Annotated in this window: 10 protein-coding genes; 8 read left to right on the forward strand and 2 right to left on the reverse strand. The window is 51.3% G+C overall.

Translation table 11 applies throughout. The features are described 5' to 3' along the window. Positions 1–783 precede the first annotated feature (783 nt). The 8 genes from B160_RS0102180 to B160_RS0102225 all read left to right on the forward strand — a co-directional run bounded on the left by B160_RS0102180 (position 784) and on the right by B160_RS0102225 (position 15077). Complete coding sequence (locus B160_RS0102180) at positions 784–2427, forward strand: beta-N-acetylhexosaminidase (protein ID WP_018626210.1); 1644 nt, start codon at positions 784–786, stop codon at positions 2425–2427. 79 nt (positions 2428–2506) lie between these two features. Continuing rightward, positions 2507–4012 (forward strand): glycoside hydrolase family 28 protein, encoded by a 1506-nt coding sequence (locus B160_RS28215; RefSeq protein WP_211218032.1) that lies wholly within the window; start codon positions 2507–2509, stop codon positions 4010–4012. Next, positions 4009–5466: a sulfatase family protein gene (locus B160_RS0102190; RefSeq protein ID WP_018626213.1), complete on the forward strand. Its 1458-nt coding sequence runs from the start codon at positions 4009–4011 to the stop codon at positions 5464–5466. Before B160_RS28215 ends, B160_RS0102190 begins: the two co-directional genes overlap by 4 nt. Before the next feature lie 76 nt (positions 5467–5542). Beyond that, a complete protein-coding gene (locus B160_RS0102195) occupies positions 5543–8680 on the forward strand; it encodes a SusC/RagA family TonB-linked outer membrane protein (protein WP_018626215.1) in 3138 nt (1045 codons plus the stop codon). A gap of 9 nt (positions 8681–8689) precedes the next feature. After that, positions 8690–10678: a RagB/SusD family nutrient uptake outer membrane protein gene (locus B160_RS28220; protein WP_040679246.1), complete on the forward strand. Its 1989-nt coding sequence runs from the start codon at positions 8690–8692 to the stop codon at positions 10676–10678. A gap of 450 nt (positions 10679–11128) precedes the next feature. Next, positions 11129–12028 carry a LamG-like jellyroll fold domain-containing protein gene (locus B160_RS0102210; RefSeq protein WP_018626220.1) on the forward strand — a complete coding sequence of 300 codons (900 nt, stop codon included), beginning with the start codon at positions 11129–11131 and terminating at the stop codon, positions 12026–12028. 35 nt (positions 12029–12063) lie between these two features. Further along, entirely contained in the window at positions 12064–13638 is a 1575-nt protein-coding gene (locus B160_RS0102215) for a sulfatase family protein (protein WP_157557855.1), read from the forward strand. 425 nt (positions 13639–14063) lie between these two features. Next, complete coding sequence (locus B160_RS0102225) at positions 14064–15077, forward strand: right-handed parallel beta-helix repeat-containing protein (protein ID WP_018626223.1); 1014 nt, start codon at positions 14064–14066, stop codon at positions 15075–15077. Between the two features lie 88 nt (positions 15078–15165). Here the strand turns inward: B160_RS0102225 and chrA are convergent, their stop codons facing one another. Beyond that, a complete protein-coding gene (gene chrA / locus B160_RS0102230; RefSeq protein WP_018626224.1) occupies positions 15166–16317 on the reverse strand; it encodes a chromate efflux transporter in 1152 nt (383 codons plus the stop codon). Between the two features lie 234 nt (positions 16318–16551). Further along, positions 16552–17607, reverse strand: coding sequence for a flavin monoamine oxidase family protein (locus tag B160_RS0102235; protein ID WP_018626225.1), 1056 nt, complete (start codon positions 17605–17607; stop codon positions 16552–16554). Positions 17608–17656 lie beyond the last annotated feature (49 nt).

The following is a 17656-nucleotide window of genomic DNA, read 5'->3' on the forward strand; positions in this document are numbered from 1 at the left end:
CTTCGAATAGAATCCATAAGGCCATCAGCCTGCTCCCTGTTTCAACTCAGGAATCCATTCCGGAGATAGGACAAGTTAATAGGAGCCGGAGAGCCATAGGCACGGTATATTTCAGGCTGCGGGATCTTCTGACCTGGTTGTATCTGCATCATAGCCGTTAGCCGATGGCTCTCTGTTTTGTGTTCTCTCCTATACAACGAACTGAAATCCGCAGTTGATGGTTGGTCGGGGCGATGCCTCTTGTCCTTCGAATAGATTCCCTAAGGCCATCGGCCTGCTCCCTGTTTCAGCTCCGGAATTCATTCGGGAGACAAGGCAAGCTAATAGGAGATGGAGTGCCGTAGGCACGGTACATTTCAGGCTGCGGGATCTTCTGACCTGGTTGTATCTGCATCATAGCCGTTAGCCGATGGCTCTCTGTTTTGTGTTCTCTCCTATACAACGAACTGAAATCCGCAGTTGATGGTTGGTCGGGGCGATGCCTCTTGTCCTTCGAATAGATTCCCTAAGGCCATCGGCCTGCTCCCTGTTTCAGCTCCGGAATTCATTCGGGAGACAAGGCAAGCTAATAGGAGATGGAGTGCCGTAGGCACGGTACATTTCAGGCTGCGGGATCTTCCGCCCTGGTTCCTGCCCCCGGGAATCAGAGGAATACCATATACCGGTCCATCTGTTTTTTATAAATAAAATTTAATAAGAATACCCCCCTTTTTATTTCAGCCGGTGTCTTATAAATGAATGTTGTTGCAGCGTTTTGCTCAGACAGCATTATTAACAGGTTGCATGGTGAAAATCAAATTGTATTTATTGGTCGTATTATTCCTGCCGGTTTCTTTTACTGCGAAGGCCCAGGGTGTCGGCGGCGTTGTGCCGGTATCCACACAGACCTTATATAATCTAATCCCAAGGCCTGTGGAGCTGAGAACACGAAATGGGGAAGCCGTTCATCTGACACCGGCAACAAAAATCAATGCGGCGCCCTTCTTTGCGGAACAGGCCGTTTACCTGAAGGAGCAGCTTTTAAAACAATGTGGCCTGGCCCTTCCCGTAGAGACCGCGGCCGCGGCGGGCGGCGAAAACGGGATCTGGTTACAAAGGGATGCTTCTGTAAATAAGATGCCCGGTGCTTACGTGTTGGAGGCAACAGAAGAAGGGGTGATCATCCGGGCGAATGACCGGCCGGGCATCATCTATGGCATACAGACACTGCTGCAGGTGCTTCCGCTTTCAAAGGCCGGAAATATTGCGCTTCCGCTGTTCACGGTTACGGACCATCCCCGCTTTGCTTACAGGGGAATGCATCTGGATGTGAGCCGGCATTTTTTTTCAGTGGCTTTTATCAAAAAGTATATTGATTATTTATGTCACTATAAATTCAATGTATTTCACTGGCACCTGACCGACGACCAGGGCTGGCGCATTGAAATCAAAAGCTATCCCAGGCTGACACAAATAGGGGCATGGCGCGATTCAACCCTCCTGGGACACAGCAAGGACCGGCCTGCGCGGTATGATGGCAGGCGGTACGGCGGGTATTATACGCAGGAGCAGGTACGGGAAATCGTGCGCTATGCAGGCGTCCGGGGCATTACCGTCATTCCGGAAATTGATGTGCCCGGTCATTGCCGGGCAGCCATTGCGGCCTACCCGGAGCTGAGTACCGGCCCGGACAGCAGCTGGACCGTTGCCACCGAATGGGGCACCTTCAACCGGCTGAACAATGTTCTGGCGCCCACTCCGGCCACATTCCGGTTCTTGAAGCAGGTCTTTAACGAGGTGGCCGCCCTTTTTCCGGCACCATATATCCACATAGGGGGTGATGAATGCAGTAAAAAATGGTGGCAGGCAGACAGCGCTACTCAGGCTTTTATCAGGGCGCATGGTTTAAAAGATGAGGCGGGGCTTCAGGCATATTTTGTAAAGCAGGTGGTCTGTTATCTTAAGGCCAGAGGCAAAAAAGCCATGGGCTGGGAAGAGGCGGCGGCGGGTGTGAACGATACATCGCTTGTTGTGATGAACTGGCAGGAGAAAAAAAAGAAAACCGGGCCGGGAAGGCATAAAATGATCATGACGCCCATCGCACCGCTGTATTTTAACTGCTATCAGTCGAAACGAAAAGACACCCTTGCCATATTCGGATATAACAGCCTGGAAGCGGTGTATGCGTATGAGCCGGTTCCCAAAAAAATGAACGGGCTGGATAGCGCGGATGCTGTATTAGGGGCACAGGGAAACCTGTGGACGGAGTATATCCGGTATCCGAGCACGGCGGAGTATATGATCTTTCCAAGAATGACTGCATTAAGCGAAGTGTTGTGGTCGGAACAGGGCCATAGAGATTTCCGCGATTTTAAAAAGCGTTTAAAGATGAACGCGCTGCCAAGGTATCGTTTCTGGGATGCCGGTTATTTTGGCGGTGATGAATAGCGGGCCTGCCGTACAGACGGGCAAAAAAGTATTATCGGATTTTAAAGTTTAAGATAGAATGATAACTGCGTTAAAAAAAATGTTGTGGTGTTTGGGCATTTGCCTGGCTGCGAAGGCCGCAGGAGCAAAAGATTTTTTGATCACCGATTTTGGCGCCCGGAGCGGGGGCGGGTTTATAAATACGGTTGCCATCAACAAGGCGATTAGTGCCTGTTATAAAAATGGGGGTGGCCGGGTGATCATCCCCGCCGGGGTATTTAAATCCGGTACCCTGATCCTGAAGGATCATGTGGAGTTGCACCTCGAAAGCGGCGCTGTACTGCTGGCCGGCACTAACCGGGAAGATTTTCCGCTGCAGCCGCGCCCGGCCTACCGCTCACAAAAGGATGCAGGAGGATGGCGGGCGCTGATCTATGCCAATGAAGCATCCGATATTGCCATTACCGGCACCGGCACGATTGATGGCAACGGTGCAAAGCAGGAGCCGGGCCCGGATGCAAAAGTAAAAAGCGATCTGGATGGCCGGCCCCGTAATATCCTGTTGATCTCCTGCCGCAGGGTAAAAGTAGAAGGCATAAGGATGCTGCATTCCGGTATCTGGAACCAGCATTACCTGGATTGTGAAGATGTACTGGTGAACCAGGTAAACGTGTACAACCATGCCAACCGGAATAATGACGGCATCGACATCGACGGATGCCGGAGGTTCACGCTTTCCAATTCGGTTTTTGATACTGATGATGATGCCGTTGTATTGAAAAGCACCGGGCCGGCCGCGTGTGAAGATGTGGTGATCACCAACTGTATTGTTTCAAGCTTCTGCAATGCCATAAAAGCCGGTACCGAATCAACCGGGGGATTCAGGAATATCTCCATCTCCAACTGTATCATAAAACCAAGCCGGCATAACGCGCCGATATTTGGCATGCCCGGGGGGATAGCCGGCCTGTCGCTGGAGTTGGTGGATGGCGGCGTAATGGAAGGCATCAGCATCAGTAATATAACGATCGAAGGCGTACAGTGCCCCCTGTACATCCGGTTGGGAAACCGGGCGCGGAAGCATATAGAAGAGGCACCACAGCCGCCGGTGGGTAGGATGCGCAATATTGTGATCAGCAATGTTGTGGCGTACAATACCGGCAATTATTCCTCATCCATTACGGCGATTCCGGGGTACTATGTTGAAAATGTATCGCTCTCCAATATACAGTTCCATAACAAAGGAGGGCTAAGAGCAGGTGGCTTTATCGGGGATGCTGCAAAGGTGCCGGAAGATGAAAAAGGATATCCGCAACCTACGGTGTGGGAGGAGCTGCCTTCATCCGGCCTGTTCATCCGGCATGTAAAAAACATCCAGGTCAACGGGCTGATGCTCCGGTCAGAAGATCCGGATCCGCGCATACCGGTGATCGCTGTGGATGTAAACGGGATAGAGATCCGGAACACCGGCCAGATAGATACGCGGGAAACCCTGCCTTTTTTCAGGGGCTATGGTGTTACGGACGCGGCTATAGACCGGCCGCTGGGGTGGAAGCACCCGGTTGCCGAGCTTACAGGCATTGAAAAGAAAAAAAGAGGATCATGATAAGATACACACTGTTGATTTTTACAATTTGTATAACAGCTGGGCAGATACAGGCACAGCAGCAGTCCCGGAAGGGAGGTAAACCCAATGTCATCATCATCAATATGGACGATATGGGGTATGGGGATACAGACCCGTATGGGGCCACGGGCTATACCACGCCCAATTTTGACCGCCTGGCAAATGAAGGGATGCGGTTTACCCATTTTCATGCAGCCCAGGGTGTCTGCAGTCCTTCCCGGGCGGCCTTGCTTACCGGGTGTTATCCAAGCCGGATCAGCATGGGCGGCGGCGCCATCATGCCCTGGAATAACAGGGCGCTCAATCCCGCTGAAGAAACCATTGCCAGCCTGTTGAAAAAAAACGGGTATGCCACCTGTATGCTGGGTAAGTGGCACCTGGGCAATAAAGCCCCGTTCTTTCCCATTCATTACGGGTTCGATTATTTTTACGGACTGCCTTATTCCAATGATATGTGGCCGGTAGACTATAAAGGAAGACCGGTGACCGATACTTCCGATATGCGTCACCGGTTTCCCCCGCTTCCAGTACTGGAAGGCGATAAACAGGTAGGGACCATCCGCACGCTGGAAGATCAGTCGGCGCTGACTACGGTGCTGACCCAAAAAGCGGTGCAGTTTATTGAGAAAGCGAAAAATAAACCCTTCTTCCTTTACCTGGCGCATCCCATGCCGCATGCTCCCATTGCCGTATCGGCAAAGTTTAAAGGCAAAACGGAGGCCGGCTTGTTTGGCGATGTCATCAGCGAAATTGATTGGTCGGTTGGCCAGGTAATGGAGGTGCTGGAACGGACCGGCCTGGCAAAAAATACCTTGCTGATCGTTACCAGCGACAATGGCCCCTGGCTTTGCTTTGGTAACAATGCCGGGTCGTCGGGCGGCCTGCGCGAAGGCAAGGGCACGGCCTGGGATGGGGGTACCCGGGTGCCTTGTTTCATCCGCTGGCCGGGCAAGGTAGCAGCGGGCAGCATCTGCAACCAGCTACTGACCAATATGGATATTTTGCCTACTGTGATGGCAGCCACCGGTTCGGTGCTGCCGGAGAAAAAGATCGACGGGCTGAATTTCCTGCCCCTGCTTACCGGTAAATCACCGGTTACCCCAAGGGAGGTCTTCTATGTGTATTTTGATGTGAATAACTTAAAGCTGATCCGGTATAAGAACTGGGAGCTGGTGCTGCCGCATAAATCCCGGACCTACCAGGTACCTCATGGCAAGGATGGCGACCGCGGGCCAACGCCGGTGGTGGATGTGCCGATGGCCCTGTACGACCTGGTGCATGATCCGGGTACCGTATATGATGTACAGGATCAATATCCCGAAATAAAAGAGAAGATGCTGCAATATGCAGAAGAAGCGCGGGCCGATTTAGGCGATAACATCACCCACCGGAAAGGCAGGAACGTGAGGCCGGCAGCAGTGGTTCCTCATTGATGCTTCCGGCGGAAAACAAAAACAGAAAATCTGAATGATAAAAAACAAAAGCCGATCGGCGATCAAACCAATTGCAATGAACAGAAAATCTTTTATCTTAATCGTCCTGCTTCTTTCCCTGTTTTGTGTCAAAAAGAGCATGGCACAGGCAGTGATCAGCGGGAAAGTGACATCGGCAGCAGGTCAGCAACCGCTTGCCGGCGCAACGGTTATCCTTAAGGGCACGGCTATCGGTACCCATACGGATGCCGCCGGCGCCTACAGCATACAGGTTCCGCAGGGAGGGGGAACGCTGGTCTTTTCATTTACCGGTTTTGAAATGCAGGAAGTTGTGCCGGGCAGCCGGACGGTGATCAATGTATCCTTAACGGCAACCGAAAGCCAGCTGAATGAAGTAGTGGTGATCGGGTACGGAGAAACCCGGCGGAAGGATCTGACGGGGTCCGTGGGTTCCGTTAAGATGGCCGATCTTCAAAAAGCGCCGGTCCGGTCCTTTGAGGAAGCGCTTGCCGGGCGTGTGGCTGGTGTTACCGCCAGCTCGGATGATGGCCAGCCGGGCGCATCGGTCAACATCGTGATCCGGGGAAATAATTCCCTTACCCAGGACAATTCCCCCCTCTACGTAGTGGATGGCTTCCCGATGGAAAACCCGGATAATAACGCGATCAATCCCGCGGAGATCGAATCGATCGAAGTGCTCAAAGACGCTTCGTCCACCGCTATCTATGGTGCCCGGGCCGCCAACGGTGTGATCCTGATCACTACCAAAAAGGGAAAGATCGGGAAGCCGGTCGTTAATTTCAATGCGTATTACGGGTTTCAGCAATACACCAAAACAATGGAATTGATGAGCCCTTATGAGTACATAAAATATGTTTCCGAACGGAACCCCGCTTATGCAGATTCTACGTATCTCACGGAGGGTAAGACCATCGAAGATTACCGCAATATAAAAGGTATTGACCTGCAGGATTCCCTGCTGGGCGCCCGGCCTTTCCGGAACTATTTTCTTTCTTTAATGGGCGGCTCCAATGCCACTAAGTACAGTGTTTCCGTTTCGGCATTCAACCAGGATGGTATTATTGTCAATTCGGGCTACGACCGGTACCAGGGCCGTTTAAGGCTGGATCAGAAAGTGAATAAGCACCTCAATACCGGTATCAATGTTAATTACAGTTACCTCAACCAGTTTGGCACCAGTCCATCCCTGGGGGGAAATGGTTTTTTCTCCGGCAACCTGCTCTACAGCGTTTGGGCGTTCCGGCCTGTAAGAAGGAACCATATGGATGAGGCGGAAGAGAACCTGGAAGATGAAGAATTTCTTGCTGTTTTGAGTGGGTTTGATCCCCTGAAAACCGCTAAAAACGAATGGCGCAAAAGAATATCGGAAGTACTCACGGCCAATGCCTATGCCGATTATTCGTTTGCCCGGTATTTTAAATTGCGCCTCACCGGCGGGCTCACCAAAACAAAAGGCAGAAGGGAGACCTTTAATAATACCCAGACACCGCTGGGAAGCCCCCTCACCAAGTCGGGCAAGGATAACGGCGTAAGCGGTTCTGTGATCTATAATAGTTTAACAAGCTGGGTGAGTGAGAATACGCTTACATTTGACCGGATGTTAAGTGCGGCCAGCAAGCTGAATGTACTGGCCGGGTTTACGATGCAGGGCACCCGCATATCCAGTTACGGGGCAGCCGCCAACCATATACCCAATGAGAGCCTGGGCATATCCGGGATCGATGAAGGCATACCGGTTTCCATTACTTCCACATCCTCCGAATATACCCTTGCTTCCTTTTTGGGAAGGGTGAATTATGCCTACCGGTCAAAATATTTGCTTACAGGGTCCTTACGGGCCGATGGTTCCTCAAAGTTTGCCGTACAGAACCGGTGGAGCTATTTCCCTTCCGGAGCGGCTGCCTGGCGCCTGAGCGAAGAGCCTTTCATGAAAGGAGCCGGCTTCATCTCCGATGCCAAAATAAGGGTCAGCTACGGAACAACGGGTAACAACAGGGTGTCGGACTTTGCGTACCTGTCGCGCGTGATCCTTCCTCCCACCGGGGGCTACAGCTATAACAATACGCCCGAAAACGCAGCCGTACTTTCCGAGTTAGGGAATGTGAACCTCAAATGGGAAACCACGGCACAAAGTGATATCGGCCTGGACCTGGAATTATTCAAAGGCCGGATCGCGCTGGCAGCAGATGTTTACAGGAAAATTACCTCCAACCTTCTTTTAGATGCAGCGGTGCCCGGGTCCATCGGTTTCACAACAGCGTTAAAGAATATAGGAAAGGTACGCAACCAGGGGCTGGAGCTGACACTGGGTACAAAGAATATCGTCAGAAAAGATTTTAGCTGGAGCTCGGATTTTAATATCTCCTTTAACAGGAACCGGGTACTGGCATTATCGGACGGCGAAACCGACAGGAAAACAACGGCTGCCTGGAATACCCTCACCTCCAGTGTGCCGTTGTACATTGCAGAAGTTGGAAAACCCATTGCACTGTTCTACGGGTATATTTGGGAAGGCAATTACCAGCTGTCCGATTTTGACCAGGACAATGCGGGGGCTTATAAACTCAAAGCAGGCCTGCCGTCCTATGGGGCTGCAAATGCTATACAGCCGGGAAATATCCGGTACAAAGACACGAACGGGGATGGTGTGATCAATGCGGATGATGCTACGGTGATCGGTGATCCGAACCCTGACTTTACAGGGGGTTTCTCCAATAACCTGTCGTACAAGAATTTCGACCTCAATATATTCTTTAACTTTTCCGTGGGAGGTGATGTATTCAACGCAAACCGTATTATTTTTGAGGGAGGGGGATATAATAACGGTCAGAATATGTACGCTTCCTATGCAGACCGTTGGACGATCGACAATCCGGGCAACAAATATTTCAGGGCAGGTGGCGGCGGGCCGGATAATCTTACCTACTCCAGCCGGCTGGTAGAGGACGGGTCTTATTTAAAACTCAAAACGGTGCAGCTGGGATATAATTTTTCACCCCAGCTGATCCGCAAAATGAACCTGAGCGCATGCCGGCTGTATGTGTCGGCGCAGAACCTCTACACCTGGACGAAGTATGAAGGGTTCGATCCCGAAGTTTCAAAATTTGGCAGCTCAGCCCTACGCCCGGCCTTTGATTACTCCGTGTATCCCTACGCCCGGACAATAACATTTGGGTTAAATGTTTCATTTTAAAATTACGTTATGAATAGAACGATGATAGCGGTGCTCATACTTCTTCTTGCAGGCGTTCCTTCCTGCAAGAAATTCCTGGACACCAAACCGACAGATTTTTTTGTACCCGAAGAGTATTACAATACCGAACAACAGCTGAATGAAGCGCTGGCAGGGGTGTACAGCTCATTGACTACCGTGGCCACCTATGGCTTGTTTATGTCTTTTTACGAGGTGACCGGAACCGATGAAGGGTTTTATAAACTGAATACCGCCGTTCCGCACCCCGCGAATTATAATATTCTGGAATCAGAACCCAAGATCAATAATACCTGGAACAATCTTTATGATGGGATCAACCGGGCCAACAACCTGCTGGCCAATATCAATAAGCCGGAGATGGATGAAGGCAGAAGAAATGTGATCAGGGGCGAAGCGCTGTTCCTGAGGGCCTTTATGTATTTTCACCTGGTGAGCCTGTGGGGAGACGTGCCCCTGCTTTTAGAGCCCACCGTGGACAGCCGGAAGGTGAACAACCCGGCAAGTCCTTCCAGGGATATATATGAGCAGGTGATAAAGGATATGAAAGAGGCACTGCCGCTGGTAAACGACTATACCACCAATGGCACACCGGTCCATATCTCAAAGACCGCCATCCAGGCAATGCTGGCCAGGGTATACCTGAAAATGGCGGGAGAGCCGTTAAAAGATATTGCTAAGTATGCCGAAGCCAGGGCCTGGGCCGACAGTGTGATCCAGACGCATGTGCATAATCTGAACCCCGATTATCAGCAGGTCTTTATCAACGAGTCTGCCGATATTTTCGACAATGCCCATAAAGAAGTGTTATGGGAGATCGATTTTTATGGCAACAATATGGGCACCGAACGGCTGGGCGGGCGCTGGTCTATTTACATGGGGGTAAGAAATACGGATAAGGATGTAGGGTATTCCTATGGCTATTGCGGTGCAACCGCTTACCTGTACCGGTTGTTTCAGCCCGGCGATCGGAGAAGGGACTGGGCGATAGCACCATATAGTTTGGTGGGCAATAAGGGAACGGTGCGGGCGATCATGCCACCCACAGATATCTATACGCGCACCGAAGGCAAATGGCGCCGGGAATACGAAACCGTGCTGCCCCTGAATACGGAGTACAGTCCCACCAATTTTCCGGTGATCCGGTATGCGGATGTGCTGCTGATGTTTGCCGAAGCCGACAATGAGTTGAACGGGCCCACGGCGGAGGCCTACAATGCCGTAAATGCCTTGCGGAGGCGTGCTTATGGATTGTCGCCCAATGCGCCGGCCGCTTCCGTTTCAGTGGTCAGCAGGATCGATCTTGCTGCAGCAGGCAATACGGGGTATCTCAAAACAGTTACTGTACTGCCCGTAACCCTCTCGGGGGGCGGAGGTACCGGGGCCAAAGCGATCGCATCGGTATCGCCCAATACGGGTAAGGTAACGGGTGTGGGCATTACCGATCCCGGGACGGGCTACACGGGCATTCCTTCTGTGACCATTGGTGAACCCTGGCAGGCTAATACGGCTTACCAGGCAGGAGTACAGGTATTTAACGGCAATAACCTGTACACGGTAACCACTCCCGGGAGCTCCACAACAACTCCGCCCACGCAAAAATCGGGCGACTCCGATCCGGCCATTACCGGAGCTGTTTTCCGGTATGCCGGTCTGAAAGCCACCGGTACCGCAAGCATTGCTACCGGCACTGTAGATGTGGCAGGGCTGGACCAGGATTCCTTCCGGGACCTTATCCGGGATGAACGCGCCCGGGAGCTTTGCTTTGAAGGACTGAGAAAGGCAGACCTGATCCGTTGGGGAATCTTTATACCGCGCATGAAGGAGATCGAAGCGGACATGACAGCCACCATGCCCGGATCATTGAAATACGCGGTAAAAGCCTATACCAATGTGGCTGAAAAACATAAGTGGTTCCCGATCCCTTTGAACGAGTTAACCCTGAACAGGGCGATGGAGCAAAACGCGCTCTGGAAATAAAACAGCAGGGAGATGGAATGGGGATGTTTAAGTACGGGAACAAAGCAGCAGGAGCAGGGGCCGTTATTACAGCTCCGGTCGGTGCCGCTGCCATAACCGTCAACTTAAGCGAAACGCAAAGCTTACGACATTGATCCGTCTGCCTGAGATGTACCGTGCCTACGGCACTCTGTATGGTATTAGCGGGTTCTATCTCCGGAATGAATTCGGGAATTGAAAGAAGGATCAGACCGATGGCCTTGTGTGTTGCGTTCGAAGGGGTAAGAGACATCGACTCGACCAACTATCAACAGTGAACTTCAGTTCGCGGTATAGAAGGATAACACGGAGCAAAGAGCCGTGGGCTTGGGCCATAAGTTGAAGGCTATGATGTCTTCACTGGCCGGAAAATAAGGTCTGCGGCGGGTTTGGATGGGGAAAATAAAATGATTTTTAATGGAGCCTTAAATAATGAGAACGATCAGCACTTCGATAATAGGGATCCGGGCAGCGGCCATTGTTGCAGCCTTGTTCTTTACAGGCGCTATCCACATATCCGGGCAGCGTGTAACGGACCGTGTATTGCGGGCGGATCTTGAGAATTGTCCCGGCCTTATTGCCCTGTGGGATTTTAAGGAAAAAGCGGGGCATGACCGGGTTTCTTCCGGCAGGAAAAAGTTCCGCCTGAAAGAACGGGGCGGCAGCATCCAAAGAGTACCGGAAGGTCCTTTGTCAGGATACGCCATCGCGTTAAACGGTGTCCGTTATTTATCGATCCCTTATACAGCAACCGGCGCGCTCAATGTGCGGAATAACGCGGTTACGGTGATCGCCTGGGTAAAATGGTCGGGGTCAGGCGTCGGCTTTGTGGCTGGCATGTGGAATGAATACCTCGATGGCGGCAAAAGGCAATACGGATTGTTTGTAAACCTGCCGCATTACAATGGGGGCAACCAGGTCTGCGGCCATATTTCCAAAACGGGAAAAGCGACCCCTCCGTTCCCATATTGTATTGAATATTCGGCAAGCAAGCAGCTGGTGCCCAAGGCGGAGTGGAGCTGCGTGGCGTTTACCTATGATGGCAAATACATCCGGTCTTATTTAAACGGGGTATTCGAACGCCGCGGGCCGGAGCAGATCCGCCATACCCGGGGATTTGAAGGGTATCCGGACGGACTGATACAGGTTAAAAATCCCTATTATTTCCCAGATGGGATCGGGGATAACGGTTCCGAATTTACCGTGGGGTCGGTTCAGCTGACCGGCGGAGCGGGCAACTTTTTTAAAGGATTGATAGGCGGCCTGGCGGTATTTGACCGGGCACTGACCAATCGTGAGATGAGCCGGTTGGCCATTGTTCCGGGAGATTAAAAAACAGGATTGAATGGTTAAAAATAATGAGCTATATGCATTATAAAAAGAGAAAAAAAAGAACGGGTATTGTAAAAACTATTGTTTTTACTGCGGGGATCTGTAGCCTTGCTTTACCCGGATTACTAAATGCCCAGGGCGCCCGGAGGCTCCCTTATAAGACAATAGCCAACGTAAAGCCGAGGAATATTATTTTTATTCTTTCGGATGATCACCGGTATGATTTTATGGGTTTTACCGGGAAGGTTCCGGGTTTGAAAACGCCCAATATGGACAAGCTGGCCGGCGATGGCGCGCAGTTTCAGAATGCTTTTGCAACGACCGCCCTTTGTTCTCCCAGCCGGGCCTCCATCCTTACCGGGCAGTACGCCCACACCCATACGGTAGTGGACAATGCGGCCCCGGCACCCAAAAGCCTGATCTTTTTTCCGCAATACCTCCAGGAGCAGGGTTACCAGACCTCCTTTTTTGGAAAATGGCATATGGGCGGGGATAATGATGATCCCAGACCCGGGTTTGACCATTGGGTAAGTTTTCGCGGACAGGGGAAATACTACAATCCGCTGTTGAACATCGATGGAAAACATGTGCAGTATAAAGACAGCAGTTATGTTACCGATGTATTAACGGATCTGGCGCTTGACTGGCTGAAAAAAAGGGATCAGCAAAAGCCCTTCTTTCTTTACCTCTCGCACAAGGCGGTTCATTCAACATTCCTGCCGGCGGCGCGCGACAGGGGACGGTACCGTAACCTGCGCCCTGCCTACCCGGTATCGATGTTCAGCACTACCACTGCGGCGAGCAAAAAGTTTTCCAAAGGCATCATGCCGGACACTGCGGGCACCATTTTTAATTATAAAGATATACCGCAATGGGTGAGGGCACAGCGTTACAGCTGGCACGGGGTGGATTATATGTACCATGGCCAGACAGACTTTGATCAGTTTTACCAGGATTACCTGGAAACGCTGATGGGGGTTGACAAAAGCATTGGTGAAGTGCTGGATTATTTAAAAGCGAATGGCCTGGATAAAGAGACTTTGGTGATCTATATGGGCGATAACGGTTTTGCATTTGGAGAGCATGGGCTCATCGATAAACGGACGGCCTATGAAGAATCGATGCGCGTGCCGCTGCTGGCGCGCTGCCCGGGCCTGATAGCGCCCGGCACAAAAATAAAACAGATGGTATTGAACATCGATATTGGCCCCACCATCCTGGAACTGGCCGGCATCCGCGAGCCGGCGCAGATGCAGGGTGCTTCGTTTGTACCGTTGCTCCAGGGAAAGCCGGTACATTGGCGCGATAAGATATTTTACGAATATTACTGGGAGAACGAATTCCCGCAAACGCCCACCCAGTACGCGGTCCGTACGGATGCGTACAAGTTCATCCGGAGCCAGGGTGTCTGGGACATTGACCAGCTTTATGATATTCAAAAAGATCCTTATGAGGTCAATAATCTGATCCGGGATCCGGGTTTGCAGGACCTGGCAAAAAAGCTGAATACGGATCTGTGGAACTGGCTCGACAGCTCCCGGGGTTTATACATCCCGTTAAAGCCCATAAAACATAAAAAGGCAGATCATTTATACAAAAATACATGGTAAGGTATAGCTGACGGGGCGGATGGTGCAACCCCGTGGTAATGGAGCATGACAAGGTTGTTTCTTCCCTTTTGCAAAAAAGGGAAGAAACCCTGCGGGGGAGCTATATGCCGCGGGCAACGCTTTCTATCCGTTTTAACAGTCGGGATCCGGCCCTGGTCCGCTGGCTTATGCAGGCGCGGCGACTGTCAACTTAAGTAGTTCCTTTTGGCTGCAAAATCAATGTAATAATGACATATACGGTTACGGTCATCCTGAACTTGTTTCAGGATCCGATGGAATCATTCAAAAGACGCCGAAATAATTCCGATCGTCATCGGGGCGGCACGACCAGAGAAAGATTGATCCTCAAAATAGTAGCATATCTGTCATTGGGAAATGAAGTTGTCAGACAGCAACCGTATTCATTAAAATTTAAACATACAAGTATGAAAAAAATGAACAACCGGTTCAGCGCTATGGGATATATAGTGCTGAGCTTTTGTGCCGCTGCCTTTTTAATGGCATGCTCCCGCCCGGGAACCGTGGATGAGGGCCCGCAGCCGGACCTGCTGATCCCCGAGATCTGGGTCAATGATGTAGGGGCTATCGGCTCGGACACCCTCAATGACACCTGGGCCTTTCAAAAAGCCATCGATTCCATGGCCGGCCTGGGTGGCGGGGTGGTACGGGTAAGAACCGGAAAATACTATATTGATGTGGACACATCAATAAAGATGAAGAGCAATGTAACGCTGTATATGTACGACACCACGCGCAAGCTGATCGCGAAGCCTACCTATTCCGGCAAATATCATGTGATCCTGGTTGATACTGCGCATGCCGTAAAGATTATGGGTGGAATGATTATCGGTGAGCGTGATATTCACCTGGGCGGTACCTGTCCCGGTAAATGTGAGCAGGGGTATGGTATAGCGATCAAGGGAAGCAATAATGTTAAGGTAACACGTACCCACATTACCAAATGCTGGGGCGATGGTATGATCGTAAGCGGTTCTCCGACCGCAGCAAGCACGAATGTAACCTTAAAACGTGTTGTTTGTGACGGGAACCGCCGGCAGGGAATGAGTATATTCCGGGTGAACGGGCTGGTCATTGACTCCTGTGCCTTTCTGAATACGGCCGGTACCGCACCACAGGACGGCATCGACATCGAGCCCGATAAGGACACGGCACAGAATATTACCATCACAAATTGTGAGTTCGGATACAACGCCGGCAATGGCATTGAAATGAATGCCAAGCTCACAACAACAGCGGTTATTAAAGATATTACGGTTCAATACAATACCATCCATCATTCCAAATACGCAGGCTATATCCAGCATACGGAGAATGTGGTGTTTGATAACAACACGTTCCGGAATATTCAATATGGTCCGCACCTCAAGGCGAATGATTGCACGGGCTGTACCTTACAAACGACGGATGATCCGGAGTGATAAGAAGCCTCCGGGCTTTTTGCCCTCCCTGCTATTGGCAATAAAAAGCAGGGAGGGTTTATTCGTTTTCAGAACAGGGCCTCTGTTATCACTGCTGTAGTAAGAACCCGGCGACGCTGCCGATAACAATAATATAAACCGTGCTTAATCTTTTCATAAAGAGCGTCAATGCGAGGCAGAGCGCCAGGACCACCGCGCCGCGCCAGGTTTCGAGGGAGGCGCCCAGCAGATGCAGTCCTACTACGGCAATGATCGAAACCGAAGCAGCGCTTAATCCATCCAGGAAAACCCGGAGCCGCTGGCTTTTCCGGGCCGACGAAATTAACTTGTGAAGAAAGAAGGAAATGAAGAAAGAGGGCAGGAAGATGCCGGCAGTGGCCCACAGGCCGCCCGCTACCCCATGGACCAGGTATCCTGCGAAAGTAGCGCTGGACAGGATCGGTCCCGGCGTGATCTGTCCAACGGCAATGGCGTCCATCAGCTGCTGGTGCGTTAACCAATGATGTTTTCGGACAATGGATTCATCCATATAGGCAAACAATACATACCCGCTTCCATAAAGGACTGCGCCGATCTTCAGGAAAATAAAAAAGAGCTTCTCGCAGGAATAGGCATCCCCAAGCCGGAGAAGAAAGGGGCTGAGCGGTAAGGCTGCAAATGAAAAAGACCGGTCTTTAGGGCGGTGGATAAAGTAATTCAGCGCCCCCGCTGCAAGGATCAGCAATACTTCATTGATGCCGCAAAGCGATGCCGCAAACACCAGCAAACAAAGAAGCAGGAGTGTCCTGTTGCCGGCAAATGTGTTTTTGGAAAGCCGGATCACCGTTCCTACAACCAGCGCAGTGGTGGCCGGCCGGATACCGAAAATAAAGTGCTGAACGTTGGGTAGCGCGCTGTACCGTTGGTACCAATACCCGAACAGCAGGCAGATCAGCATCGCCGGAAAGATGTAGCAAATACCTGCGATGATCAGTCCCGGCCGTCCTGCACGCTCCTTGCCACAGTGCATCATGATTTCTACCGCATTGGGGCCTGGGATGATATAAGAGGTGCTTAAAACATCCATGAAATGCTGGTGGTCGATCCATTTGCGCCTGACCACCATTTCATTTTCGATCGTAGCCGCCATTCCGGCGATGCCTCCAAAGCCGATCGTTCCCAGTTTCAGGCTGGAGCAGGCCACCTCCTTCAGGTTTTGCAAACGGATGCTGCGATGATGGTCTTTCTTTTTTATGCACATACAACAGACGGCGTTATGAGATCCGGTTTATAAAAATCATTATTGACGGTGCAAATGTATTTTTTTATCGCATAGAGCGATGATCTGGTTGGATTACCAACGTGCAGCCATTAATCAGCAGTAATTGAATACGGCAGGATCGTAAAGCATGCCGGTTGATGCGTTTGTCCTGTGCAGCGCCCGGTTTTGTGATCGTACACAAGAAACGCAACGCATCCTGATCCGGCTGCAACCTTACGTCAATTGCGCTGCCAGCCTTTTTGCAGCAATGACCGCACCTTCCATATACCCCGCAAACGCCGTGGCGGTTTCTGTTCCGCAAAAAAACAGCCGTTCTTCCATATAGGGAAGCTGCAATAACGGATGGCCGTTATGATGATGGGGACGTTGAAAAACGGGGTTTCCCTGCAGGACGAACGCATCCGCCCATACCTTATCAAAATAACCGGCAGGTCTTTGCACGTTTTGTCCCAGCAATGGTTCCAGTTGCTGCAGCACCAGTTCCTTTCTGATCGCCTGGGGATAGGCGGCGGCACTACTGTTTAAAAACCCGGTAAAACCAAATTTATCCTCTTCAAAATTGGTATGGTCGTACATTTCGGTAATGATGCCTGCATGACTGTACAGCATACCGGAATAGCCTTCGGTTCTCCAGAATGGTTCGGTATATTCCAGTGTGAATTTTAGGGCGCCGGCCATCCAGGTTTGTACTTCCGGTAAGACGCGCTGCACCGCTTCGGGTAGCGCGGGGGTGAATTTTATTTTTGATGCGGCCAGTTGCGGCGGCATACAAACAACAATGTTGCCTGCTGCGCGCATCCCGCCATCGGCAGTTTTGACGAAAAGCTCATGGCCCGATGCGGTAATGGCGGTAACGGGCGCGTTGGTGACTATGTTTTCCGCCGGAAGCCCTTGCAGCAGCGCCGCGATCAGCGCCCCCGTTCCTCCTGCGATCCTGTAAGAAGGGCTTTCAGATGCGGGTACAAAAAAATGTTGCGGAGGTTCAAATGACCGGGTCTCAAACAGCGAGATGCCCTCCGAATATTGCGGGTACTTTTTCAGACCCAGGTTGTTGAGCAGCCACAACAGGTTTGGGTGCAGATCCGAGAACCAGGTAGCTCCCAGTTCCAACGGCGTATCCAAATTCCCTTTTATAGTTTGTATTCTGCCGCCCAGTCTTGATGAAGCTTCTAAAACCGTTGCAGGGATCCCCTTTTGAAATAATAACCAGGCCAGGGTAAGCCCACCCAGTCCGCCCCCTGCAATGATGATTTTTTCTCCCTTTTCCATCGTGCAAAGTTGCCGCGGGGATGTAAAAGGCCAATGGTAGATATCGGAA

Source organism: Niabella aurantiaca DSM 17617, assembly GCF_000374125.1.
Taxonomy (GTDB): domain Bacteria; phylum Bacteroidota; class Bacteroidia; order Chitinophagales; family Chitinophagaceae; genus Niabella; species Niabella aurantiaca.